This window comes from Haloarcula sp. CBA1131 (assembly GCF_008728975.1).
Taxonomy (GTDB): Archaea; Halobacteriota; Halobacteria; order Halobacteriales; family Haloarculaceae; genus Haloarcula; species Haloarcula hispanica.
This window is the reverse complement of record NZ_RPCY01000001.1, coordinates 1,000,637-1,022,440: the sequence shown is the minus strand read 5'-3', so window position 1 is coordinate 1,022,440 and position 21,804 is coordinate 1,000,637. Positions and strand designations below refer to the sequence as shown.

At 61.9% G+C, this 21,804-nt stretch carries 22 protein-coding genes and 1 tRNA gene; 16 read left to right on the top strand and 7 right to left on the bottom strand.

Going from position 1 to position 21,804, the window contains the following annotated elements; genetic code table 11:
- The first annotated feature begins 15 nt into the window (after nucleotides 1-15).
- The 6 genes from Har1131_RS05345 (at nucleotide 16) to Har1131_RS05320 (ending at nucleotide 6,049) form a co-directional block, all read left to right on the top strand.
- Nucleotides 16-1,386 (top strand): ABC transporter substrate-binding protein, encoded by a 1,371-nt coding sequence (locus Har1131_RS05345; protein ID WP_050037013.1) that lies wholly within the window; start codon nucleotides 16-18, stop codon nucleotides 1,384-1,386.
- A gap of 3 nt (nucleotides 1,387-1,389) precedes the next feature.
- The gene (locus tag Har1131_RS05340) at nucleotides 1,390-2,277 is read left to right on the top strand and encodes a branched-chain amino acid ABC transporter permease (RefSeq protein WP_146416952.1); all 888 of its coding nucleotides are present in this window, start codon (nucleotides 1,390-1,392) and stop codon (nucleotides 2,275-2,277) included.
- On the top strand, nucleotides 2,270-3,391 hold the full coding sequence (locus Har1131_RS05335; protein WP_151103738.1) for a branched-chain amino acid ABC transporter permease: 1,122 nt from the start codon (nucleotides 2,270-2,272) through the stop codon (nucleotides 3,389-3,391). The genes Har1131_RS05340 and Har1131_RS05335 overlap by 8 nt, the downstream gene beginning before the upstream one ends.
- Nucleotides 3,388-4,125 carry an ABC transporter ATP-binding protein gene (locus Har1131_RS05330; RefSeq protein WP_050037015.1) on the top strand — a complete coding sequence of 246 codons (738 nt, stop codon included), beginning with the start codon at nucleotides 3,388-3,390 and terminating at the stop codon, nucleotides 4,123-4,125. Before Har1131_RS05335 ends, Har1131_RS05330 begins: the two co-directional genes overlap by 4 nt.
- On the top strand, nucleotides 4,122-4,838 hold the full coding sequence (locus Har1131_RS05325; protein WP_050037016.1) for an ABC transporter ATP-binding protein: 717 nt from the start codon (nucleotides 4,122-4,124) through the stop codon (nucleotides 4,836-4,838). Before Har1131_RS05330 ends, Har1131_RS05325 begins: the two co-directional genes overlap by 4 nt.
- Before the next feature lie 875 nt (nucleotides 4,839-5,713).
- Complete coding sequence (locus Har1131_RS05320; RefSeq protein ID WP_014041184.1) at nucleotides 5,714-6,049, top strand: hypothetical protein; 336 nt, start codon at nucleotides 5,714-5,716, stop codon at nucleotides 6,047-6,049.
- 376 nt (nucleotides 6,050-6,425) lie between these two features.
- Here the strand turns inward: Har1131_RS05320 and Har1131_RS05315 are convergent, their stop codons facing one another.
- Both Har1131_RS05315 and Har1131_RS05310 read right to left on the bottom strand, forming a co-directional pair.
- A complete protein-coding gene (locus Har1131_RS05315; protein ID WP_151145379.1) occupies nucleotides 6,426-7,415 on the bottom strand; it encodes an aldo/keto reductase in 990 nt (329 codons plus the stop codon).
- A gap of 118 nt (nucleotides 7,416-7,533) precedes the next feature.
- On the bottom strand, nucleotides 7,534-7,683 hold the full coding sequence (locus Har1131_RS05310) for a hypothetical protein (RefSeq protein WP_023843402.1): 150 nt from the start codon (nucleotides 7,681-7,683) through the stop codon (nucleotides 7,534-7,536).
- Nucleotides 7,684-7,940: 257 nt separating this feature from the next.
- Here Har1131_RS05310 and Har1131_RS05305 point away from each other — a divergent pair, with 257 nt between their 5' ends.
- The 3 genes from Har1131_RS05305 to Har1131_RS05295 all read left to right on the top strand — a co-directional run bounded on the left by Har1131_RS05305 (nucleotide 7,941) and on the right by Har1131_RS05295 (nucleotide 10,921).
- On the top strand, nucleotides 7,941-9,122 hold the full coding sequence (locus Har1131_RS05305) for an alanine--glyoxylate aminotransferase family protein (RefSeq protein ID WP_050037018.1): 1,182 nt from the start codon (nucleotides 7,941-7,943) through the stop codon (nucleotides 9,120-9,122).
- Nucleotides 9,123-9,358: 236 nt separating this feature from the next.
- Entirely contained in the window at nucleotides 9,359-10,378 is a 1,020-nt protein-coding gene (locus Har1131_RS05300; RefSeq protein WP_151145376.1) for a site-specific integrase, read from the top strand.
- A 312-nt stretch (nucleotides 10,379-10,690) separates the two neighbouring features.
- Nucleotides 10,691-10,921 (top strand): hypothetical protein, encoded by a 231-nt coding sequence (locus Har1131_RS05295; RefSeq protein WP_151145373.1) that lies wholly within the window; start codon nucleotides 10,691-10,693, stop codon nucleotides 10,919-10,921.
- Nucleotides 10,922-11,462: 541 nt separating this feature from the next.
- On the opposite strand, the gene Har1131_RS05290 is transcribed toward Har1131_RS05295, so the two are convergent.
- Both Har1131_RS05290 and Har1131_RS05285 read right to left on the bottom strand, forming a co-directional pair.
- Nucleotides 11,463-12,233: a hypothetical protein gene (locus tag Har1131_RS05290; RefSeq protein ID WP_151145370.1), complete on the bottom strand. Its 771-nt coding sequence runs from the start codon at nucleotides 12,231-12,233 to the stop codon at nucleotides 11,463-11,465.
- Between the two features lie 365 nt (nucleotides 12,234-12,598).
- Nucleotides 12,599-12,672, bottom strand: a tRNA-Tyr gene (locus Har1131_RS05285).
- Nucleotides 12,673-12,938: 266 nt separating this feature from the next.
- On the opposite strand from Har1131_RS05285, the gene Har1131_RS05280 reads away from it, so the two are divergent.
- From Har1131_RS05280 to ftsZ, 3 genes are all read left to right on the top strand, one after another.
- Nucleotides 12,939-13,565, top strand: a complete 627-nt coding sequence (locus Har1131_RS05280; RefSeq protein ID WP_050037019.1) for a zinc ribbon domain-containing protein — start codon at nucleotides 12,939-12,941, stop codon at nucleotides 13,563-13,565.
- Nucleotides 13,566-13,802: 237 nt separating this feature from the next.
- Nucleotides 13,803-13,979: a ribbon-helix-helix domain-containing protein gene (locus Har1131_RS05275; RefSeq protein ID WP_004515010.1), complete on the top strand. Its 177-nt coding sequence runs from the start codon at nucleotides 13,803-13,805 to the stop codon at nucleotides 13,977-13,979.
- Nucleotides 13,980-13,981: 2 nt separating this feature from the next.
- Nucleotides 13,982-15,220 carry a cell division protein FtsZ gene (gene ftsZ / locus Har1131_RS05270; RefSeq protein WP_151103750.1) on the top strand — a complete coding sequence of 413 codons (1,239 nt, stop codon included), beginning with the start codon at nucleotides 13,982-13,984 and terminating at the stop codon, nucleotides 15,218-15,220.
- 79 nt (nucleotides 15,221-15,299) lie between these two features.
- Here ftsZ and Har1131_RS05265 read toward each other — a convergent pair whose 3' ends face one another.
- The 3 genes from Har1131_RS05265 to Har1131_RS05255 all read right to left on the bottom strand — a co-directional run bounded on the left by Har1131_RS05265 (nucleotide 15,300) and on the right by Har1131_RS05255 (nucleotide 18,197).
- On the bottom strand, nucleotides 15,300-16,295 hold the full coding sequence (locus tag Har1131_RS05265; protein WP_050037020.1) for a TIGR00269 family protein: 996 nt from the start codon (nucleotides 16,293-16,295) through the stop codon (nucleotides 15,300-15,302).
- 87 nt (nucleotides 16,296-16,382) lie between these two features.
- Nucleotides 16,383-17,081, bottom strand: coding sequence for an alpha/beta hydrolase (locus Har1131_RS05260; protein ID WP_151145366.1), 699 nt, complete (start codon nucleotides 17,079-17,081; stop codon nucleotides 16,383-16,385).
- A gap of 90 nt (nucleotides 17,082-17,171) precedes the next feature.
- Entirely contained in the window at nucleotides 17,172-18,197 is a 1,026-nt protein-coding gene (locus tag Har1131_RS05255) for a DUF2332 domain-containing protein (protein ID WP_151145363.1), read from the bottom strand.
- Between the two features lie 170 nt (nucleotides 18,198-18,367).
- Here Har1131_RS05255 and Har1131_RS05250 point away from each other — a divergent pair, with 170 nt between their 5' ends.
- The 4 genes from Har1131_RS05250 to Har1131_RS05240 all read left to right on the top strand — a co-directional run bounded on the left by Har1131_RS05250 (nucleotide 18,368) and on the right by Har1131_RS05240 (nucleotide 21,768).
- On the top strand, nucleotides 18,368-19,846 hold the full coding sequence (locus Har1131_RS05250) for an NAD(P)/FAD-dependent oxidoreductase (protein WP_151145360.1): 1,479 nt from the start codon (nucleotides 18,368-18,370) through the stop codon (nucleotides 19,844-19,846).
- Between the two features lie 82 nt (nucleotides 19,847-19,928).
- A complete protein-coding gene (locus tag Har1131_RS05245) occupies nucleotides 19,929-20,579 on the top strand; it encodes a hypothetical protein (protein WP_175055143.1) in 651 nt (216 codons plus the stop codon).
- Nucleotides 20,580-20,643: 64 nt separating this feature from the next.
- Nucleotides 20,644-20,799 (top strand): hypothetical protein, encoded by a 156-nt coding sequence (locus Har1131_RS21640; RefSeq protein WP_154020789.1) that lies wholly within the window; start codon nucleotides 20,644-20,646, stop codon nucleotides 20,797-20,799.
- A 138-nt stretch (nucleotides 20,800-20,937) separates the two neighbouring features.
- A complete protein-coding gene (locus tag Har1131_RS05240; RefSeq protein WP_050037024.1) occupies nucleotides 20,938-21,768 on the top strand; it encodes a hypothetical protein in 831 nt (276 codons plus the stop codon).
- Nucleotides 21,769-21,804: the final 36 nt, after the last annotated feature.

Below are 21,804 nucleotides of genomic sequence, written 5' to 3'. Positions count from 1 at the left end.
CACCGAGGGTAGACCATGGCAGACCCAACGAGCACACCCAGCGACAGCAGCACAGCATATACCAACAGCATCGGTCGGCGGTCATTCATCAGAGCGGCCGGGGCGAGCACGGCGCTTGGACTGGTCGCCGGCTGCAGCGGCGATGGCGGCGGTGGTGGAGAGAACCCCAATGGAGGTGGAGGCATCTCCGAGACGGTCACCATCGGCCACCTTGCACCGCTGAACAACCCGCTCGGCGTTGGCTCGAAGCGGTCGGCGGAGATGGCGGTCGCCGAAATCAACGACGACGGTGGTATCGCCGACCAGACCGTCGAACTCGTTACGAAGGACACGCGGGCGTCGCCGTCCGAGGCGCGCACCGTCGCAGGCGAGTTGGTCCGACAGGAGGAAGTCGACGCCATCGTCGGCACGTTCTCCAGCGAGGTGACCCAGTCTATCATGGACCTCGTGTCGGAGTTCAATACGCCGTTTCTGGTCACCGGCTCCGCCGCGCCGAGTACCGTCACGGAGTTCGTCGCGTCCGACTACGAGCGCTACAAGAACACGTTCCGGGTCGGGCCGGTGAACTCCCACTTCCAGGCGGAGGTCATCAGCCAGTACGCCGGCCACCTCTCGGACCGCCACGGATGGAACACGTTCGCTGTCGTCGCCGACGACGCCGAGTGGACGACGGTGTTCCGGAACCGGCTGGTCGACCTGCTGAAGGAGGCGGACTTGGACGTGCCGATGGTGAATGGGCTGGCAACTGATACCACCTCATTCGGGTCGGTGCTAGACGATGTGGACGCGGCGGGTGCGGACGCGATGTTCCGCTTCTTCGCGCACATCAACGGCGGGCCGATGGCGGCCCGCTGGGCACAGGGCGAGTACGAGTTCGGCATCGAGGGAGTGCACGTCGCGTCGATGCTGCCGGCGTACTACCAGCTCACCGAGGGCGCGGCGGCCTACGAGACGACGACCCAGTCCGGCGCGGCGGGTGTCACCGACATCACGTCGAAGACGGTCCCGTTCACGGAGGCGTACATGGAGGCGTACGGCGACGCCGATGACCCGCCGAGCAAGCCGATGTACATGGGCTTTGTCACCTACGACGCGATACACGTCTTCAAGAACGCTGCCGAGCGCGCCGGTACCGTCGACCAGGAGAACAACCTCGATACAATTGTCGACGCGCTGCTCCAGACTGACTTCACCGGTGTGGCCGGGCAAATCCAGTTCTACGGGGCCGACGAGACGTACGCTCACGACCTGCGAGAGGAGCGAGACGGTGACGGCGTCATCACGAACTACCCGCTTACCCAGTGGCGCGAAGACGGCTCGCTCGAATGTGTCTACCCGGAGGGCTTGCAGACAGCCGAACACGCCGCGCCACCGTGGATGGGGTGAACGATGCTGGGCGACATTGCCAGCGTCATCGTCGACGGCGCGCTCATCAGCGCCGTCTACGCCCTGATCGCTATCGGCTTCACCATGGTGTTTGGCGTCGGCGGCGTGTTGAACCTCGCCCACGGTGCGCTGATAATGGCCGGCGCGTACACCTACCTGAGTCTCGTCTCGGACAGCATCCTCGCGAGCGTGACGCTGCATCCGATAGTCGCGTTCCCGCTCACTATCGTCATCGTCGGCCTCATCTCCTACGGCCTCTACGTCGTGCTGGTCCGGACCATCGAGGAGAACGTCGTCATCACGTTCCTCGCGACCATCGTGGCCGCCATCGCCTTCACCGAACTCGTCACGCTCGTGTTCCACGCCCAGCCCTACCAGTACAGCGTGGTGCCGGGCGTGCTGCAGGTCCAGGCGCTCGGGACTCGCATCCTCTACGTCGAACTCGCGGCCTTTGTCGTCTCGTGGGTCGCGATGGGGCTGCTCTGGTACTACGTCACCAAGACCGACAGCGGGCGGTCGATACGCGCCACCTCGATGAGCGAGCGCGGAGCCATGCTCACCGGCGTCGACGTGTCGGGCGTGCGTGCCCGTACGTGGCTGGTCGCGGGCGGCCTGGCTGGCATCGCCGGCGTGTTCTTAGGTGGCATCGGGGCGGCCGAACCGACGATGTGGCTGGAACCGCTCGCGCTCGCCTTTATTATCGTCGTCGTGGGCGGCATCGGCTCGATCAAGGGGTCGGTCGCCGCGGCCTACATCGTCGGCTACCTGCAGACGGCGACCGGACAGTTCCTCGGACAGAGCGTCCGCGGCATCATGTCGCTGGTGGTCCTCGTGGTCGTCCTGCTGGTGCTGCCACAGGGCCTGTACGGCACGGAGTTCGTCCATGAGTGACCGAGAGCAGACCGGCCGAGGTATCGGCCGACTCGTTGGCCGCGTCGAATCGGTCCTGAGAGACAGCGTCCTCCCGCAGGGAGCCGGCGTCATCGGAGCGGTCGGCCAGCCAGCGGAGCGGCTGCTCTGGCCGGTCGCCGAGCGGTACAACCGGACACTCGGCAAACGCTTCGGCGAAATTACCGGCCTGCAGTTGTTGCTGTTGCTGGTAGCTTTTGGCGGTCTCGTCACCGCGCCGCTGTGGGGCCAGGACTACCTCAGACCGCTCACGCTTGGCGCGGTCTGGGCCGTCTTCGCGATGGGCTGGGACATCCAGAGCGGTTACACCGGCTACATCAGCTTCGGCCACTCGGCGCTGTCGGGGGCGGCCGGCTACACCACCGGCTTGCTGGTGCTCCATCTGAATCCGGAGCTATCGCTGTTTGTCACAGTCCCGCTGTCGATACTCGCGACGACGGTGCTGGGTCTGGCCATCGCCGTCCCCTCGCTCCGTCTCCGTGGTCCGTATTTCTCGCTCGTCACCTTCGTCACCGTCCTGCTGTTCTACCGGCTGACAAAGGCCCTGAGCCACTGGACGAACGGCCTGCGGGGCATCCGCGTCGACGTGTTCACCTACGACCTGACGCTGCAGTACTACATGGTCGTGGTGCCGATGCTCGCCGTTGCGGCCACACTGACCTACGTCGGGCGCTCCGATGTGGGGACCGTGCTGGTCGCCATCCGCGAGAACGAGGATGCCGTCTCCGCGGCCGGCTTGGACCCGACGAAGTTCAAGCTCTGGTCGTTCGTGCTGAGCGCCGTCCCGATGGGTATCGGCGGGGTCCTGCTCGCCCACGTCAACGCGGGCGTCGACCCACAGACGTTCGTCATCGTGGACAACAGCATCCAAATGATAGCGATGGCAGTCATCGGCGGCATGAGCTCGATTCTGGGACCGCTCGGCGGCGCGTTCCTGTTCGTCGGACTCCGGGACGTGTTCCTCGTCGGCCTTGGCGAGGAACTGCGCTGGCTCGCCCTCTGGCTGCTGGTCCTCCTCGTGCTGGTGTTCGCCCGCGACGGACTGTTCCGTCTCCTCTGGCGTGCACTCGGCGCGCTGGGAGGTGACCGACGGTGACGCTGCTGTCGGTCGACGGGCTGGCCAAGCAGTTCGGCGGCCTCGTCGCCGTCGACGACCTCTCCTTTGGCGTCGAGAGCGGCGAGATACTCGGCCTCATCGGCCCCAACGGCTCCGGCAAGACGACCGTGTTCAACTGCATCATGAGCATCTACGCGGTGACCAGCGGAACGGTGCGCTTCAGCGGCACAGATATTACGGACGACAAGACACACCAGATTGTCAACCGTGGACTGTCGCGCGTCTCTCAGGAGTCCAATCCAATCGGGTCGATGACCGTCCGAGAGAACATCGAGCTGTTCACCTTCCCCAACAGCGTCCGCTCGTTCGACGGCGGCGCGAGCGACGAGGCAATCGCAAGCTACGCCGCCCAGGTCGATATCGAGGACGCTCTCGACGACGACCCCGGCTCCCTGCCCCACGCCGACGTTCGCCGCCTCGAAATCGCGAAGGCACTGGCGACGGAGCCGGACCTCCTCTTGCTCGACGAGCCCTTCGCCGGCTTGAACCAGACGGAGGTCCGGCAGCTTTCAGAGCAGTTCGAGTCGTTCCGCGAGCAGGGCATCACCATGGTCGTCGTCGACCACAACATGCGCGGCCTGATGGACCTCGTCGACCGGGTCGTCGTGTTGCACAACGGCCAGAAGCTGGCAGCCGGTGACCCGGCCGACATCGTCGGTGACGAACGGGTTCAGGACGCCTACCTCGCCGGGGAGGTGAACGCGGTCCAATGAGCGACCCGCTGCTCGAAGTCGAAGACCTCGACGTGTACTACGGCAAGTCACAGGCGCTAGACGGCGTTTCGCTGACCGTCGAGCACGGGGAAATCGGCGGCATCGTCGGCCCCAACGGCGCGGGGAAGACGACCCTGTTGGACGCCGTCGCCGGCTTCCTCGACTACGACGGGACGATTCGGTTCAACGGGCGAGACGTGGCCGACCTCGACCCCCAGCAGTTGGTCAACGACGGCCTCGTCTACTGCACCGAGGACCGCGACCTGTTCCCGTTCTTCTCGGTGCACGAGAACCTGCTCATGGGTGCGCAGTTCCGCGAGGACCGCGATGCCGTCCGGGCTGACCTGGACATGGTGTACGACCTGTTCCCGCGGCTCGACGACCGCCGGGACCAGGAGACCCAGACCATGAGCGGCGGCGAACAGCAGATGCTGGCCGTCGGACGTGCGCTGATGGGCGACCCGGAGCTACTCGTCCTCGATGAACCGACGCTCGGACTGGCTCCTGTCATCATCGACGACATCAGCGAGGCCATCGAGACGCTGAACGGTCAGGGTCAGACGCTCCTGCTCGTCGAGCAAAACGCCACGTTCGCACTGCGCCACGCCCACCGGCTCTCACTGCTGGAATCCGGCCGGGTCGAGCTCAGTGGCTCCGCCGCGGAGTTCCAGAACAACGACTACATCACGGAGGCGTACGTCGGCATCCACTGAGCGAGCGCTGGCGAACCGAATCCTCGGACGTGTTAACACTACGTCCGTCGTCGACTGCCACTCGTGCAGTCGCACTTCGCTGTCGGCGGTTCGTATTCTCGAACAGATGCCGAATACAGTGAAAGCAACGGGTGGCCAGCCATCGGACTACACCGCCCCGCGAAATGGGCGCATATATAGCTGTACGCGCTTGCCGCGGTCTCTTATGATGACGGTTCATTGCCGGCAAACGCAGAGCGCACCGGGAGCAAACACAATCGATGTGTTGCTTGTTCCGTATACTGAAACTGACAGTGTTCCACGGCACTGTGGCTCGCCGATAGCCCGGTCCAGCGGGAGAAACAGGGACTTCTCAGTACAGTGGAATAATAACCGTACTTTTGTTATCTAGTAGGACAAGCGAGGGCAGACTGCCCGAGCGTGTGTCGCCCGTGGGAGCGGATACACCGGTCCGGCGGCAGGGTTACCAGTTGACGTGGACTAGTTGACTGCCACCGGGCCAGGCTTACGCTACGACGCAGGCGCTTTCGATATCGTTCGACCTATCCGAACGATCACAACAGGGCAGTGCGTCTTTGGTGGTGTGATATTACCGAGACCACGGTAACAGATTTGGTCAGAGGTATAGATCTAAATATTCGATATGTATTCAACTATTCCGATAACTGAGAGTTAGGTAGAGATATCGACTGCTGAATGAACGGTTTTGGTCATATATTAGGCCAAAAAAGTGCCCCCGAACGTGGTTATAGCTACACATATTGGAGAGACAATAACACCCATACAACTCGCTTTTGCAGTGAAACAGCCGGTAGATGCGTCTGTTGTAACAAATATGGAAACGTATTTCTACAAGTGTGCATATATTTGTCCCTATGGGAGACGAAGAAGACATCGAAGACGAGACCGTGTCAGTATCGATGGAGATATCGGGGAATTACGACGAAGTCATGTCGAAACTGGCAACAGAAGACGAGGGGTCGACGTCGCTCGTCTCGCTACTCGACGACCTCGAACAGTTGCTTGATACGGTGGTTCGGATGGACGGTGGGACACGCAGTGCAATTGCCCAGCAGCTGCCCGAGGATATGGCCGTCTCCTTCGACGCTCAGGCGGTCGTCGATACGCTTCAGGTGCTCGAACGCTACGACCTCGTTGTCCTCGAAGGCAACACCTGGAAGCCCGGTCCGAAACTCACCACCGAAGAGTGATTCACCACAGTCCGGCCGGTAGCGGGTGGCTAGTTCGCCGGAACCGGTCATGATGATCGGAGCCAACGGCTGCAACTCCTTCCAGAGCACCAGTTTCGGTGTGCAACGGCGATAGATTTCCAGTTGACGTGACCGAAGTGCAGTAGCGTCCCCCTGTCGCCCAGTCTGTCCACTGTCACCACGTAAAGAGCTGTATAACAAACATCGGATCGCACGGAAGACTGTATGCGAGCACAGTGCGTGCTCGTACTCTCCCGACGCCCACCGTCCCATGCTCCCCTGTACGGGACGGTTTCACGCCGGGTTTGCCCACCCGGCATTGGCCTTCGACGTCCGTTCGATCCGCATTTCTCGAACAGTTCTGTCACGCAGGCGATTACCAGCGGTGGTGGACGTCGTCGAAGACGTACGCCTCGTAGATGTCACGTACCGCGCCGTGGACCTGATTCGAGAGCGGGTCCATCTCGCTGACTGCTGCGTTCGCCCGGACGTGCTCCGGCGAGGTCGAGCCGGGGATGACGGTCGACACCGCGTCGTGGTCCAGAATCCAGCGCAACGCCATCTGGGCCATCGTCATCCGCTCGGGGACGTGCTCGCGGAGGTCGTCGACGGCGTCGAAGCCCGCGTCCACCGGGAGGCCGGCGAAGGTTTCGCCGCGGTCGAACGCCTCGCCCTCGATGTTGAAGTTCCGGTGGTCGTTCTCGGGGAACTCCATGTCCCGGGAGAGCTTGCCAGTCAGGAGTCCGGAGGCCAGCGGGACACGGACGATGACGCCGATGTCGCGGCGCTTGGCCTCCTCGAAGAACAGCTCCGCGGGTCGCTGGCGGAACATGTTGAAGATTATCTGGACAGTCTCGACGCCGGGATACTCGATAGCTTTCAGTGCTTCCTCGACGCGTTCGACGCTGACGCCGCAGTGCTCGACTTTCCCCTCGTCTTTCAGCCGCGCCAGGGCGTCGAACGTCTCGGGCCGGTAGTAGGCGTCTGTCGGCGGACAGTGCAGTTGCAGGAGTTCCAGCGTGTCGACCCCGAGGTACTCCCGCGAGCGGTCGACGTGCTCGGAGAGGTTGTCGTAGTTGTAGCGCTCGGCCGTATGGGGGTCGAGTCGGCGACCGGCCTTCGTCGCGACGGTCACCTCGTCGCGGACCTCGCGTTCGTCGAGCACGTCGGCGATGCGCTGTTCGCTGAAGCCGTCACCGTACACGTCGGCGGTGTCGATGAAACGGACGCCAGCATCGAGCGCGGTCCGGATCGTTTCTCGGCCTTCCTCCGCCGAGACGTCGCCCCAGTCACCACCGATATTCCAAGTCCCAAGTCCGACAGTTGTCACGTCGTACCCTGTCGTCCCTAACTGTCGTCGGTTCACGTATAGCCGTACCGTCGGCGGTCACTTGGTGGCTGTGGTACGCGGCACCAATCTAAAAAAGGGCAGTGTAGCCCGATAGCAGGCAGTCCGGTGGACGTGCCAACGTGGACGCCGGGGGCTACGTGAGCCACTTCGTCCGGCGGATGTCGTACGCACCGCAGTCCGGACACGAGTGGTACTGAACGTCGAACGACGCCTGGCACACCAGACAGGTGTACCGGCGTCTCGGTTCCTCCCCAGGGGACACGGCGTTATCGAACAATCCCATCGACGACCACACACTCCCTTCGCAGTACGAGAGTAAAAACAGGGCAGATCGTTCATGCACATCATATCGTCGCTGTCTTGCGGTTACGATTATGGGGAGGGTGGTGTCCGCTGGTGACTGGCAACACAAACGTGATCTTTGAGAGAGGTTTTTGGAACGGGAGGTTGTCGTCCCAGCGAAGTTGTGAAGCCGACCTTGCCCTGACCAGAGAGTCGTGACCGCGGATTTTAATGCCCAGTCACCGGGTAACACACGGTATGGATGAGGCACCAGCTGTCGGTGAGTTGACACCACCGGATCGAACACTGATGGGTCCCGGCCCGAGCGACGTCCACCCGCGCGTACTCAAGGCGATGAGCACGCCGCTGGTCGGCCACCTCGATCCCTCGTTCATCGAGATCATGGACGAGGTCCAGGACCTCCTCCGGTACACGTTCCGAACGGACAACAAGTGGACGATTCCGGTCTCCGGGACCGGCTCCGCGGCGATGGAGGCCGCCATCGGCAACGTCGTTGAACCGGGCGATACGATGCTCGTCCCGACGAACGGTTACTTCGGCGACCGGATGGCAAGCATGGCCGAGCGCGCGGGCGGCGACGTCGTCACCGTCGACGCCCCCTGGGGCCAGCCGCTCGACCCGGCGGCGGTCGAAGCGGCATTCGACGAACACAGTCCGGACGTGTTCGGGTTCGTCCACGCCGAGACCAGCACCGGCGTCCTCCAGCCGTCCGTGCCCGAACTCACTGATATCGCCCACGCGAACGACGCGCTGGTCATCGCCGACAGCGTGACCTCGCTGGGCGGCGTCGAACTCCGCGTCGACGAGTGGGGCATCGACGTGGCCTACTCCGGCCCGCAGAAGTGCCTCTCCTGTCCGCCGGGCGCGAGCCCGCTCACGCTCAACGACGACGCGATGGACAAGGTCCTCTCCCGCGAGTCAGAGGCCCGCTCTTGGTACCTGGACATCTCGCTGCTGGAAGGGTACTGGGGCGAGGAACGCGCCTACCATCACACGGCCCCGATTACGAACGTGTATGCGCTCCGTGAGGCGCTTCGCCTCGTCGCCGAGGAAGGCATCGAAGAACGCTGGGACCGCCACCTGCGCGTCGCTGGCGCGCTGAAAGCCGGCGTCGAGGGCATGGGACTTGAGATGAACGCCCCCGACGACTTCTGGCTCCCGAGCCTGAACACCGTCCGCGTGCCCGACGGCGTCGACGACGGCGCAGTCATCCAGCACCTGCTGGACGAGTACGACCTCGAAATCGCCAGCGGTCTGGGCGCACTGGCAGGCGACATCTGGCGGATCGGCTGCATGGGCCATTCGGCCCGACGGCAGAACGTCAGCTACCTGCTGACGGCACTGGGCAACGCGCTCGGAGAGCAGGGCGCGACCGTGGACGTGGACGCTGGGCTGGCGGCGATGAGCGAGCGGTTCTGACGCTGTACTGAGCCGTCCCCGACGATTTTATTTCACGGATCTGCTGGAACAGGGTTGTCTCACGTAGCGCCGTTGTCCGAAGTCATGCGACAGACCAAGTCCTGTTCACAGTCACTCGACACCGACTGAAAACCAAGTCCGCCCTCCCCGATTTGAACGGGGGACTTCGCACAGTCTTCAGTAAGGCTCTGCGGGCCGTTCACCGTCCGTCATGGCTTTGCGAACCAGAACAAACCATGACTCAAGGAACCAGTCACGTCCCCCAAGGACTCGAATCGCTTGAACCGGAAAAAGCCGTAGAACTGTATCTTGCACAACGAGAAGAGGATTCGTCAGAACGGACGGTACAAGCCCATTGGTATCGGTTGAAACACTTTGTCCGATGGTGTGAGCAAGAGAATGTCACGGACATGAACGAACTGTCGGGCCGGAAGCTCTACGAATTTCGCGTTTGGCGAAGAGACGACGGCGACTTGAACACTGTGTCGCTCCGTACCCAACTCTCTACGCTACGGGCCTTCATACGCTTCTGTGAATCCATTGACGGCGTAGAGAAGGAATTGCACGACAAGGTGGTTTTACCCACCCTTGACGACGGCGAAGACGCCAGAGACGATACTCTCGAAGGGGAGAGAGCCCAGAAGATTCTTTCCCACCTACGAAAGTTCGAATACGCTTCGAGAAAGCACGTTCTGGCCCTCTTGTTGTGGCGCACGTCCGCTCGTATGGGTTCGCTTGTCGCTTTGGACGTGCAGGATTTTGACGGCGAGAAAGAGCGGCTACACTTCCGTCACCGGCCCGATACCGGAACCGCTCTCAAGAACAAATCGGGTGGTGAGCGGATTGTCGCTCTGAAAGAAGAGACGTGCGACGTTCTCGAAGACTGGATTACTCACAGTCGGCCCGACGTGACGGACGAAAACGGACGGAAGCCTCTTCTGGCGACGGAGAAGGGCCGAATCTCTGAGAGTAATATGCGGGCATTGTCGTATCATATCACCCGGCCATGCTACTACGGCGACGGGTGCCAGTGTGAAGATAAGTATTCGTACAGCTACGCCAGTAAGTGCGAGCATTCCCGAAGCCCTCACTGTTGGCGAAGAGGGAGTCTTACCCACCTGCTACGGAACGACGTTCCGAAAGCGGTGGTATCCGACAGGGGCGACGTTTCACCCGACGTATTGGACGAACATTACAACCAGATGACTCAAGAAGAGAAGGCAGAGCAACGCCGCGATTACCTCGAAGGATTGTAGGCCCCTCTCCCTAACTCGGGAGAAGGGAATGACTCAGAGCCAAGAACCTGCTTTTCTCGGCTTTGTACCGCGTTTGTAGAGTGGGGAGACTGTCGGATAAATCCTTTTGCCTCATACAATGCGGGGGTAATCACACGCGGCTTGGCCCTGTTCTGAACCATCTAATCCGCCAGATTCGAGCATTATCAGGTTTCCATGGGGTCGTATAAGCATGGCGCATATTCGAAATCTCGCGCCCGATTCCCGATTTTGTATTCTCCGATTACCGGAGATATTTTCTGGTACACAAGTATTTAAGTCTGTTGGTCACCAATGTTGCAATACGAGCAATACAAATCGGTTGAAAAACAAACTAAGCACCTACGTCTCCTCGTTTTTCTTCTTGAGCAGGGAGGAATCGGGGAAGGCCGAGGCTGGACTCTTCCTAACTATTTGTTAGGTTTTAAAGTATTTAAAAGTTTCGGCTGGGCGGTAGGTGTCATGCTGGCGAAAGCGAGCATGGTGCAAGCTCAGAGCAACACTGTGCAAACAGCACACCCGTAGTGCGCACCAAGGCCCCACGAATGGGGACAGGCCCACCACTGGCGCAGACTGCCACAGTCACCCCGCCACGGGCTGTCAAAGCTAACATGGAACCCGAAGTTGGTGTCCCAACCTCGCCGGGACAAGCAGTGTGGTGAAAATCCCGAGTGGGAACCCACTGTCGAAGGTGAGGAACGAATGGGTGTGAGGGGTATGCATGGTAAAGCTCCCTCGCAGAAAACCGTGGTGTGGCTCCCTGAAGTGGCAACGCTCTCGACAAAGGCGGGGTTGACAAAAGAAGTTCATCAAGAGCCACAGAGGGGTTTTGATGGAAGTGCGAGAACCGAAGGTTTCCACTCTTGGAGAGTAACACACCTTGGTAGTGTTCTCCGATACGGCAAGGCCGCTTGGTGGATGTTGGTAGGTTATCACACTGCCTCGCCTTGTCCTTCCAGCAACCGGAGCGGTGACAGAAGACGGCCCGCGTGTGATTACAACAGCCATTTATCAGGGCCGGAGATGTCGGCCAAGGTGTCCTTAGCAAAGGTGGCTTGAGGTAGCTCTACGCCGAATGTGACTTCTTGTACACACCCGATTTCCTAACTTCAGCATCAATATCATACGTATCAAGTATCATTTTTATCATTTCATGGAACCAATTCGGTGACTTCGGTGAGGTGTATATTTTGTCAATCAATTTAGGGACTGAAACACCAATATACTCGCCAATGGGCGTCTCATGGTCATAATCTGCCACTGCGCCGTCCACTTTTTCTAACTCTTCTCGGTTGACGTAACAGGCCCTCAATTCTCTCTCATGAGCAAAATCTGGCCGTTTCAGGAATGCGAATTGAATCGGCATCACAAATCCAGATGCTTGATTCCAGTCAATATACTGAACTTCCCCTATTTTCATATCATATTCAGAGTTGAGTGCCTCTCGTAAGTTCCCAACTGTGGTCTGAATTGCCAAGCCTTCATGAGTGTGAGAATATATTTTCCACATAGCATCAGACTCATTTTCATTAATATGCCAAGAATTCGCGTAGATGTAATTACTGAAGCTCTCAATTCCAGATGGCATTAGGTCTTCAACCGCTCCTACCATTTGCTCTATCGTTTCAGAATCAAAATCAGGTTCTTCCCTCATTAAATCCACATATCTGCTAATATCGCCTGAGGGAATCGAAATCTCATATGGGTCGTCATATTCTGTTGTTCTGCTAAACCACAGTTTTTCTCGCTCAATTATTGACAAGAATTGGGGCATATTGAGGTACCGCCAGATTGTTCTACTATCTGGTGCAGGTGGAACCGGAATCTCCTCCGACATATGTGCCGCAACGTGAGCTTCCATCTTAAAGGGGCAATGAACCTGCTACTCAGCGCCGAAGTATCATAAATACAAAATCCCACAAGCCCTAACGCATATCTATCATATATTTGAAGTTCAGTTGTTCATCGTCATACCCAATCTGAAACGGCTAGATTTTAAAAGAAGAGGTATCAATGCGCACGTTCTGAGTTTCAACACCGCCTTAGCTAAGTCCCAACATTCATTATTCACCAACACGTTCGGCAATATGCAAAGGCATGACGGCGGCATCCCCGACTGGTGGCCAATTCAACTCAAATGCGGCTCCCAGAAATCGCACAAGGGCGGCTACTCCGTCAACAACGGTTCGTTTGGTAAGGAAGTCCGCCCTCCCCGATTTGAACGGGGGACAAGTCGATCTACAGTCGACTGCTCTACCAGTCTGAGCTAAGGGCGGTCGACACCCGAAAATACCCCGCCGTCCAGACTTAAGGATTGTTATTCGTAGAGGGTGCGCCGAACGGTCACACGACGCGGAGTGACACACCGGCTGGTGTCAGACACGTCTGACCCCGCTCCCGATCTTCCGATAGGCGGACCGAAACGGTCTACGAACGGTGTCCGACCGAACAGAGATGTATCGCGTCATGCCGGTAGCTGACGGGCGTCAGACAGCGCGGGAAGATTAAAATACCAGCCTGTATAATACCCTCATCGAGCCCGATGAGTAAGATAACGTTCCGTGCTGACGACGACCTCATCGACCAACTCGAGGCGTTCGACGCCTCGAAGAGCGAGGTCATGCGCGAAGCACTCCGGGAGTATCTCGGAGACGCGTCACCGTCAGCGTCGGAACCACCGTCGGCGGCGTCGGAGTCCGTGACCGACGCCGAGACGATCGACGAGCTCATCGAAGACCGCGTCGACAGTATCATCGCCGACCGGCTGCAAACGCGACAACCGCGCTCGCAACCGCAGGATGTCAACGTAAACATCTCGTTAGACGGCGTAAGCGCGGGGGCAGCGAGCGCCGAAACCGAGCAACAGCGCGCCGGCGGCCGAGGGGAAAGCACCGAGAGCGGACGGTCCCACGACGAAAGTCAAACGTCTGATACGAGCGGGCGTAAGACAGAAGCGGAAACACGGGACAGAGCCGAGACGGAAGAACGTAAGACGTGTGCGCAATGTGGTGAAAACTTGGGTTCTGACCACGTTTACTGCCCGAACTGCGGTGAGAAAGCGTCCCGCCGGGTGTTCTGTGACTGCGGCGATGAACTCCGGTCGGACTGGGGATTCTGCCCGGGTTGTGGGAGACGAACGCCTGCGGCGGATGTCCTCGACCAGACCTAAACCAGCGTTTGCACGCGATAGACGCGCTCAGACGCCGTAAACGGGAAAGTGTATGACACTGCCCGTAAGTTTTAATACATCAGGGTCAGTGGTTTATTCTGCGTAAGACGGTCGTCTTACACAGCGACGAACGCGAGGGGATGCCGCCCTCGTACTGCGGTTTCGCTGTGTAAACACTCGTGCGGGGCGTAAACAGGTCCCGTCCGGGCCGTCTTACCCAAGGGGAAACTACCAAACATGGAGCGTGTGACACTACGGATTCCGAAGCAGCAGATTGAAGAGGTCGAACAAATGGTCGAGACGGGCGAGTACCCCAATCGGAGCGAAGCGATTCGCTCGGCGGTTCGGGAGATGCTCGCCGAAGAAGGCTCCGAACAGGCCTCCGAAAAGAAGCGGTCCTGGGCCAAGGTGTAACGATGCAGGATATCGTCAACGAGGCCCTCGAACGCGACGAGCAAGAAAAGAAGAAGATGTCCGACGAGGACGTCGACGGGTTCGGAGACCCGCGCATCGTCATCGTCGGCTGTGGTGGCGCCGGCAACAACACGGTCAACCGCCTGTACAACATCGGCGTCGAGGGCGCTGACACCGTGGCCATCAACACGGACAAACAGCACCTCAAGATGATCGAAGCCGACACGAAGATTCTGGTCGGCAAGTCCCTCACCAACGGCCTCGGGGCCGGCGGTGACCCATCGATGGGCGAGCGCGCCACGGAGATGGCACAGGGCACTATCAAGGAAGTGCTGGGCGACGCTGACCTCGTGTTCGTCACCGCCGGCATGGGTGGCGGCACGGGGACTGGCGCGGCCCCGGTCGTCTCGAAGATTGCCAAGGAACAGGGCGCAATCGTCGTCGGCATGGTGTCGACGCCGTTCAACGTCGAGCGAGCGCGGACGGTCAAGGCCGAGGAAGGCCTGGAGAAGCTCCGCAACGAGGCGGACTCCATCATCGTGCTGGACAACAACCGCCTGCTCGATTACGTCCCGAACCTGCCAATCGGCAAGGCGTTCTCCGTGATGGACCAGATCATCGCCGAGACCGTCAAGGGCATCTCCGAGACCATCACCCAGCCGAGCCTCATCAACCTCGACTACGCCGACATGACATCCATCATGAATCAGGGCGGCGTCGCGGTGATGCTGGTCGGCGAGACCCAGGACAAGAACAAGACCGAGGAGGTCGTCAAGGACGCGATGAACCATCCGCTGCTTGACGTCGACTACCGCGGCGCAAGCGGCGGCCTGGTCCACATCACCGGCGGCCCGGACCTCACGCTGAAGGAGGCCGAGGGTATCGCCCAGAACATCACCGAGCGGCTCGAGGCCGATGCCAACGTCATCTGGGGCGCGCGGATTCAGGAAGAGTACAAGGGCAAGGTGCGAGTCATGGCCATCATGACCGGCGTCCAGTCCGCCCAGGTACTCGGCCCGACGACCCAGAAGCAGGCCAACAAGTCCCGCGAAGCAATTCAGGAAGTCGGTGACGACACGTCCTTCGACGCGTCCGACAACGTCGAAAGCTTCGACAGCCCCGCCCCGAACGGCGGGAGTCAGAACAGCGGCGGTCGCACCACCGGCTACAGCGAGACCGACGGCGGGCAGGACCAGCGCGAGAAGAACAACGGACTCGACGTCATCCGGACGAACAAGTAGCGACGTCTACGACTTTTCTTTCGGTTTCTCGGTCGTGAGCGACGCCTTTACTCAGCGGTGTCTGACAGACGGACTTCGGTCAGACCGCTTCCAGCGCGTCCAGCAGATTGCACTTCCGGCAGAGGTCCCGCGCCGTCGGTGCGCCGCAGTTGTCGCACTCGCCGTAGTCGGTGTCGCTGTTCTCGCCGCCGTAGGTGTCGGCGGCTAACGCGGCGAGTTTTTCGTAGCCGGCCATAATCGAGTGGCGGGTTCCGGGGTGGTTCTCTTCGAGGCCAAGCATGAGCTCCTGTATCTCGCCGCGGTAAGCCTCCTCGGCGTGGGGACATTCGGTGATGTGCGCCGGGAGATCTTCGAACCGGGCGTACAGCGCGACTTCCTTCTCCGGGATGTCACGGAGCGGCTTGGCCCGTGGGATGTGGTGGTCTTGCGCCTCACGCGTCTGCTCCGTCGGTGCGTCGGCGGACGAGTCGAACGGTCCCAGCGACGCTTCGAAATGCTTGGCGATCTGTGAGATATCGCCTTCGAGGAAGTTCATCAGTGCCGTCTCGGCCTCGTCGTCGAGGTTGTGGCCGGTCAGCAGTTTGTCCGCGTCGAGTTCGTCCGCGTACTTCGAGAGGAGGTCACGGCGGAACACACCACAGTAGGCGCAGGCGGCCATCCCCTCGGGGTCGTCCTCGACGACGTCGTCCATCTGGACGCCGAACTCCTCGGCATAGGAGACGGTGACGTGTTCGATGCCGAGGTCGTCGGTCAGTTCCTCGCAGGCCTCCAAACTCGCGTCGCGGTATCCCTCGATGCCCTCGTGAATAGAAAGGGCGACCAGTTCGATGCGGGGGTCCTCGGCGAACGTGTCGTGCAGAATCTGCGTGAGAACGACGCTGTCTTTGCCGCCCGAAAGGCCAATTACCCATGTCTCGGGGTCTTCGACTGTGGCGTCGTCGGACACGAGCCCGTCCTCGCGGATGCGACGGCGGACCCGTTTCGTGACCGCTCGGCAGAGATGAGACTCACAGAGGTGAAGCCCGGAATAGGCCGCATGTAACACCGCGTTCTCGCCGCATTTGTCGCACTCCATCGTGACGAGTAGTCGTGGCCGCAATGGTGAGAGGGTTTCGTCTCGGCCACGACAGGCCAGGTCGTACCGAATTGATCACAGCCACACTCACAGCGTGTCGGGGCCGTGCTGTAACGCGTCGAGGACCATCTCGACGGTGTCCTCGCGGCCGCTCGACGAGAACAGTTCGTGGCCGCCGTCGTACAGCCGGATGCGGTCGGCCGGCAGGCGCTCGCCGACGGCACGCGGGTCAACGACTGTGTCCGTGAGCGAGCAAAACGCCGCGGCGGCGTCCCGGGCCGGCGGAAGGGACCGCTGTGCCCGCAGCACCGTTCGAAGGAAAGCGGGCGAAACCGACGACGGGGCGTCCGCGAGTTGCCGGGCCGTCGCCAAGTCGCCGATAGCATCGGTGTCCAAGGTATCGATAGGGATGAACGGTTTCGTGATCGGCAGGGACGCGACAGCGTCGAGTACCGACCGCGGAGCCGGCAGGTCGGTGTCCCACCATGGGCTCAGGTACACCCGATTGCCGATGCCATCGGCGTCGATGTGGGCCGCTGTCAGCCCGCCCGCGCTGTGGCCCAGCAGGTCGAACCTGCCGAGGTCGGCGGTGTACTCCTGAACCGGACCGACCCACTCCCGCCGGTAGTCGGTGATATGTGTCGGTAGTTCGACGGCGTGGACGCGGTATGCCGCCGCAAGCTGGTCGACGAGCCACTGGACGTTCTGGTGTCGGCAGCGGTTCCCCCAGCCGAGGACGAGCAGGCAGTCCTGGGTAGCCCCCTCGTCGTACACGCGAATCTGCATACGCGACGTTCCCGCGGCGGAGACATAAGCCCGGGTGAACGCCTGACAGCCGCCCGTCGTGTTGCCGGCGTGGGTAGCCAGTTGGTGCGCTCAGGGCCGCCACGATAGCCACGCCCCGTGTGGCTCGTAGTCGACGAGACGTGTCGTTTCGATGCCGTCATCAGTCCAGCGCCTCCAGTCCAGCCTCACCGACTCGCCGCCCGACAGGTCCCGCTGACCGGTGAGCCAGTGCAGCTGGCGCTCGGCCATTTGCGCTTCGAGCAACGCCGTCAGCGCCTCGCTCAGTTCCGCCGGGACCTGATACAGCACGAGCGTGTTGACGACACAGACCGGGACGTCGGACGGAATCTCGTCGAGGACCGGCGGCAGGTCATCGAGCATGTCGCCCTCGATAAGCTCGGGTGGGTCGTCGCGTGCAACCGTCAGCGCACCGTCTAAGACGGCGCGCCGCGCCCCGTGTTCGGGCCAGACGAGCGCGCGGAGCCAGTCCCTGTCGGCCTCGTCGGTCACGTCGAGCGGATTGCGGTCGATGCCAACCCGGGAGTGTATTTCGGGGGGTGTGTCCGGAAGCGGCGGGTCGCCACGTCGGACGCTGCTCCCGATGGTGACCGGCGAGTCGCTGTTGCCGACCACACGACCGTCGTAATCGTAGCGGTAGCGGTCAAACAGCAGGTTCAGGCCGGCGCTTGGCCCGAGCTCCACCAGCGCAAGCGGCCCGTCAGCGGCGCGGGCCACCCGTGCAATAGCCGGATAGAGGACCGCGCTACGCCGCACTGCGTTCGTCTGCGTGCGCCGGGTCCGCAGGAGCGGTCGGATATCGTCGGCACGGTCGAGACAGAACTCGCGGAACGCTGGGAAGCACCCGTCATCGGGGTCGTGTGCCGTCTGGGTAATGCTCGGGTAGTACTCGGCCAGCCGATGGTTGGGATGCCGGTCGAGCAGGTACTGCACCGCAGCCAGCAGGAGATGCGGGGCCTGGCGACCTTCGGGAACGGTCGCTGCGATGTCGAGGATATCGCTGTCTTCAGCCGCCTCGCGGCAGAGATAGGCGTACAACGGGGAGGAGTCCGCGGCCCACGTCGCCAGATCCCGGAACTGCGTCTGGAGGGATGACATAACGGCGGAGACACCGCACTGGCAGATGAGTGTTCGGCTCCCGGTAGATACTATTTAGACCGTCACACATGTAGCTGGGCCAATGAGTCTGTGCCGGCAAAACGAACTCGGACGAGTCACAGTCCTCACCGCGACGAGTGGGTGCGGGATACTCTCACAGGTGGGGCGTCATGGGAACTGAATCCGCGGACGTGGCCGTCATCGGAGGCGGTGTCGCCGGTATGAGCACGGCCGCACGATTGCAGGCAGACGGCTACTCGACGGTCGTTCTCGAACAGCACCACAGCGTCGGTGGTTGTGCGGGCTACTACGAGCGGGCGGGGTTCCGGTTCGATGTCGGCGCGACGACACTCGTGGATTTCGTCACGGGGGGTGTCGGCGGCCAGCTGTTGTCGACTGTCGGCTTCGAATCCCCACCAATGGAGAGACAGGACGCCTACGACGTCTGGCTGCCGGACCGGACAGTGACGCTGTACCGCGACCAGACGGACTGGGACGCCGAGCGGCGCACGAAACTCGGCGACGACAGGCGACATCTCGCGTTCTACGACTTCATCGACGATCTCTCGGCGCGGCTCTGGCGACTCACCAGAACAGACGTCAAGATGCCGATACAGAGTGTCGGCGATCTCGTTCGGAACGCCAGTGCGGTCGGCCTTCGGGACCTGCCGCTGGCCAGATATCTCCACTGGACGATGGCCGACGCGATGCGCGCCCACGGCGTGTACGACGACCGACCGCTCCGAGCAGTCGTCTCGATGCTCGTCGAGGATACGGTCCATGCCACGCTCGACGACGCGCCGCTGTTAAACGCCGTCCTTGGAATGACGATCCGTCGGACAGGGCTGGGCCGGGCGACCGGCGGGATGTACGGCTTCTGGGAGTCCTTCGTCGACCAGTACACGGACATCGGCGGGCGAGTCGAGACCGGTCGAACCGTGACTGCGGTGACCGGCTCCAACAGCGGCTTTCGCGTGGACTCGGCGGCTGGTCCGGTCCACGCAGACCAGGTCGTCAGCACTGTCCCAGTTCCCGTTACCAGAAGCCTCGCACCGACGGTCGTCGGCGACAGACTCGACGACTACTGTTCGATGCTGCAAGCCCACGAGGGGAGCGCACTCGTGCTGTTTCTCGGTGTCCCGGCAGCCGAGGTCGACAGCCGCGAGCGGACGCACCACCAAATTCTGCAGGCCTACGACGAGCCGCTGGGCAACGGGAACAACATGTTCGTCTCCGTCTCCGCGCCGGGTGACGACGTGAGCGCACCGGCAGGGCACCGGGCAGTCATGCTATCCACCCACTGTGCAGTCGAGCCGTGGCAAGGCCTTGACGAGGCGGCCTACGGGGAACAGAAGGCGGCCGCTCGCGAGCAACTGTTGGCGGGCGGCCGGACCGTCTATCCCGACCTCGGGACCGACCCGGTCGTCTCCGAGGTGGCGACGCCGGTCACCTACGAGCAGTTCACGAAGCGACCCCGCGGGGCTGTCGGCGGGTACAAGCAGACGCGGGCAAACGCGAACCAGGGGGCTGTGCCACAGAACATCGGTATCGAGGGGTTCTACCTCGCGGGCGACACCACCTGGCCGGGGCTTGGCACCGTCGCCTGCGTCAAAGGGAGCAAAATCGCGGCCGATCACGTTCGTCGGTGAGCATCACAAGGTGGCATGGCGAGCCGCAACGCGACGGGCGCGGAGAGTCAGCGTTTAGGCCGCCCGACCGGTAGAGGGGACAATGAGTATGGACCGTCCGGAGGCAGTCGAGCGCGTCGAGGAGATCGTCACGACGGTCGAAGCGGAGACGATGCCGGTCCCGGTCCGGGAGGTGTGGGTGTACGGCGACGTGGCGCTCGGGCTGGACCCGGTCGAGCGACTGGACGTGTACGTCACCAAGGACATCCTGTTCAAGGACGCGCCGGAGCGCGCCGAGGAGTTCCAGCGCAGTCACGGCGTCGACGGCGTCGGCAAGACCGTCCGCGCCGCGTGGGCCGACGAGCATCCCGAGTACATCCGCGCGAACGCCAACGGCCACGCCGCGCCCGAAAAGTGCCTCGCCGCCCACCTCCTGAACGACGACGAGCCGGTCCATCTGGAAGTGTGTAACGCCTCCTTCGAGGACAACGTCACCCAGCGGCTCAAGGGGGCGAAGATGCGAAACGACTACGAGCAGATTCTGGACCCGCGCGGGGCCTGCCTGTGGCTCGACGGCGAACGGTCGCCGGAGGCGTTCCAGAAGCTCCGTGACAACGAGTTCGTCTTCCCGACGCTGACCCAGTCGCTGTCGATGCTCGGGATGGACGAGACGGAGGCCGGCGACGCCGCCGACGCGGTCAAAGAGTACCGGGCACAGCAGGAGGGAGCGACGGTTCGGGGCGACGTGGTGTAGGCGGTCGCCGCCGGCTTTGGTAGGCCGATTACTGCAGCCAGGGCGCGGCGACCGTCGAGAATCGATGTCCGCAGGCGGGACATTCGACGAGCCCCGAGCCGCGCTCGCCGTCGTCGACGGCAGCGAACCGGCGGCTCCAGGTAACGTGTCGGCACTCCGGACAGCGGCGGACGAGCGGTGGTATCATGTGGAGACGCGAATCGGTACGTGTCGTCCGTAGCTGCTCGCCCCGCAAGGGTCTATCGGCGGGTGCCATCGCCCCGCGCGGAACCGCTGGGCGCGAACACAGCCCATGACAACTACAACGCGGTTTTGAGCGAACAGAAGGAATACACCCACACCACGGGAAGGGAATCGTATGCAACGGACGCGACGAGCGACCCTGGGACTGGTCGGTGGCATGGCGATGGGTGCCCTGAGCGGCTGTCTCGCGCCGGGCGGGAACGGCAGTGGGGACGGCGGCACGGAAACACGCACGCATCCGTCGCCGGGAACTGCTCCCGACACCGAGACCGACGACGGAGCCACCGACACCGAGACGGAGGACGAAGCCACCGATACCGAAACCGACGACGAAACGCCGACGGACACGCCGAACAGGCTGCCCGGCGACCTGGACCGGGTCGATACGCCGCCGTACGAAATCGAGGACATCGAATGCAACATCGACGACTCCGGCGAGGGCGACCGCGACCCGCTGTATCTCTGTGCAAACATGCCGGCCGAGCCGTCGCTGTCGTTCGAGCAGGCGTCGACGCGAGGGACGCTGTTTGCCGACGAAGGGCTGGAGTTCGTCGAAGACAACACCGACGACCAGCTCTACGCGACGCTGCTGACGGATGCGGACGACATCGAACGGTTCGAAAACGACAGGGGTGACGCCTACAGTCTCGCCGCCGACACCGACTTCGAGAGCCACGCCGTGCTCGTCGTCCAGACCGGCTGGGGGTCAGGGTCGATTCTCCCCCACCTGAAACGCATCGAGGAGACGGCGGACGGCATCCACGCGTTCGGCTGTTACACACAGCCCTGTGTCTACACCAGCGATTTCACCGCCCGGTCGACGGTCGTCAGGTTCGAGCGCCCGGACGCACTCGACAGCGGCGTCGTCAGCCTGACCGTCGACCCGTCGACACGGTACAACGTGGCGACGGGCGAGGACGTAGTGACAGTCGACCGGTCGGAGTGACCCCCTGATTCTTTGCGACCTGCCGGTGAAGCGACA

Excerpts from the sequence above, each read along its gene's own strand:
- Har1131_RS05345 (WP_050037013.1), top strand. The coding sequence starts at position 16 with ATGGCAGACCCAACGAGCACACCCAGCGACAGCAGCACAGCATATACC.
- Har1131_RS05340 (WP_146416952.1), top strand. The coding sequence starts at position 1,390 with ATGCTGGGCGACATTGCCAGCGTCATCGTCGACGGCGCGCTCATCAGC.
- Har1131_RS05335 (WP_151103738.1), top strand. The coding sequence starts at position 2,270 with ATGAGTGACCGAGAGCAGACCGGCCGAGGTATCGGCCGACTCGTTGGC.
- Har1131_RS05325 (WP_050037016.1), top strand. The coding sequence starts at position 4,122 with ATGAGCGACCCGCTGCTCGAAGTCGAAGACCTCGACGTGTACTACGGC.
- Har1131_RS05320 (WP_014041184.1), top strand. The coding sequence starts at position 5,714 with ATGGGAGACGAAGAAGACATCGAAGACGAGACCGTGTCAGTATCGATG.
- Har1131_RS05310 (WP_023843402.1), bottom strand. The coding sequence starts at position 7,683 with ATGGGATTGTTCGATAACGCCGTGTCCCCTGGGGAGGAACCGAGACGC.
- Har1131_RS05305 (WP_050037018.1), top strand. The coding sequence starts at position 7,941 with ATGGATGAGGCACCAGCTGTCGGTGAGTTGACACCACCGGATCGAACA.
- Har1131_RS05300 (WP_151145376.1), top strand. The coding sequence starts at position 9,359 with ATGACTCAAGGAACCAGTCACGTCCCCCAAGGACTCGAATCGCTTGAA.
- Har1131_RS05295 (WP_151145373.1), top strand. The coding sequence starts at position 10,691 with ATGTTGCAATACGAGCAATACAAATCGGTTGAAAAACAAACTAAGCAC.
- Har1131_RS05290 (WP_151145370.1), bottom strand. The coding sequence starts at position 12,233 with ATGTCGGAGGAGATTCCGGTTCCACCTGCACCAGATAGTAGAACAATC.
- Har1131_RS05280 (WP_050037019.1), top strand. The coding sequence starts at position 12,939 with ATGAGTAAGATAACGTTCCGTGCTGACGACGACCTCATCGACCAACTC.
- Har1131_RS05275 (WP_004515010.1), top strand. The coding sequence starts at position 13,803 with ATGGAGCGTGTGACACTACGGATTCCGAAGCAGCAGATTGAAGAGGTC.
- ftsZ (WP_151103750.1), top strand. The coding sequence starts at position 13,982 with ATGCAGGATATCGTCAACGAGGCCCTCGAACGCGACGAGCAAGAAAAG.
- Har1131_RS05265 (WP_050037020.1), bottom strand. The coding sequence starts at position 16,295 with ATGGAGTGCGACAAATGCGGCGAGAACGCGGTGTTACATGCGGCCTAT.
- Har1131_RS05260 (WP_151145366.1), bottom strand. The coding sequence starts at position 17,081 with ATGCAGATTCGCGTGTACGACGAGGGGGCTACCCAGGACTGCCTGCTC.
- Har1131_RS05255 (WP_151145363.1), bottom strand. The coding sequence starts at position 18,197 with ATGTCATCCCTCCAGACGCAGTTCCGGGATCTGGCGACGTGGGCCGCG.
- Har1131_RS05250 (WP_151145360.1), top strand. The coding sequence starts at position 18,368 with ATGGGAACTGAATCCGCGGACGTGGCCGTCATCGGAGGCGGTGTCGCC.
- Har1131_RS05245 (WP_175055143.1), top strand. The coding sequence starts at position 19,929 with ATGAGTATGGACCGTCCGGAGGCAGTCGAGCGCGTCGAGGAGATCGTC.
- Har1131_RS21640 (WP_154020789.1), top strand. The coding sequence starts at position 20,644 with ATGTCCGCAGGCGGGACATTCGACGAGCCCCGAGCCGCGCTCGCCGTC.
- Har1131_RS05240 (WP_050037024.1), top strand. The coding sequence starts at position 20,938 with ATGCAACGGACGCGACGAGCGACCCTGGGACTGGTCGGTGGCATGGCG.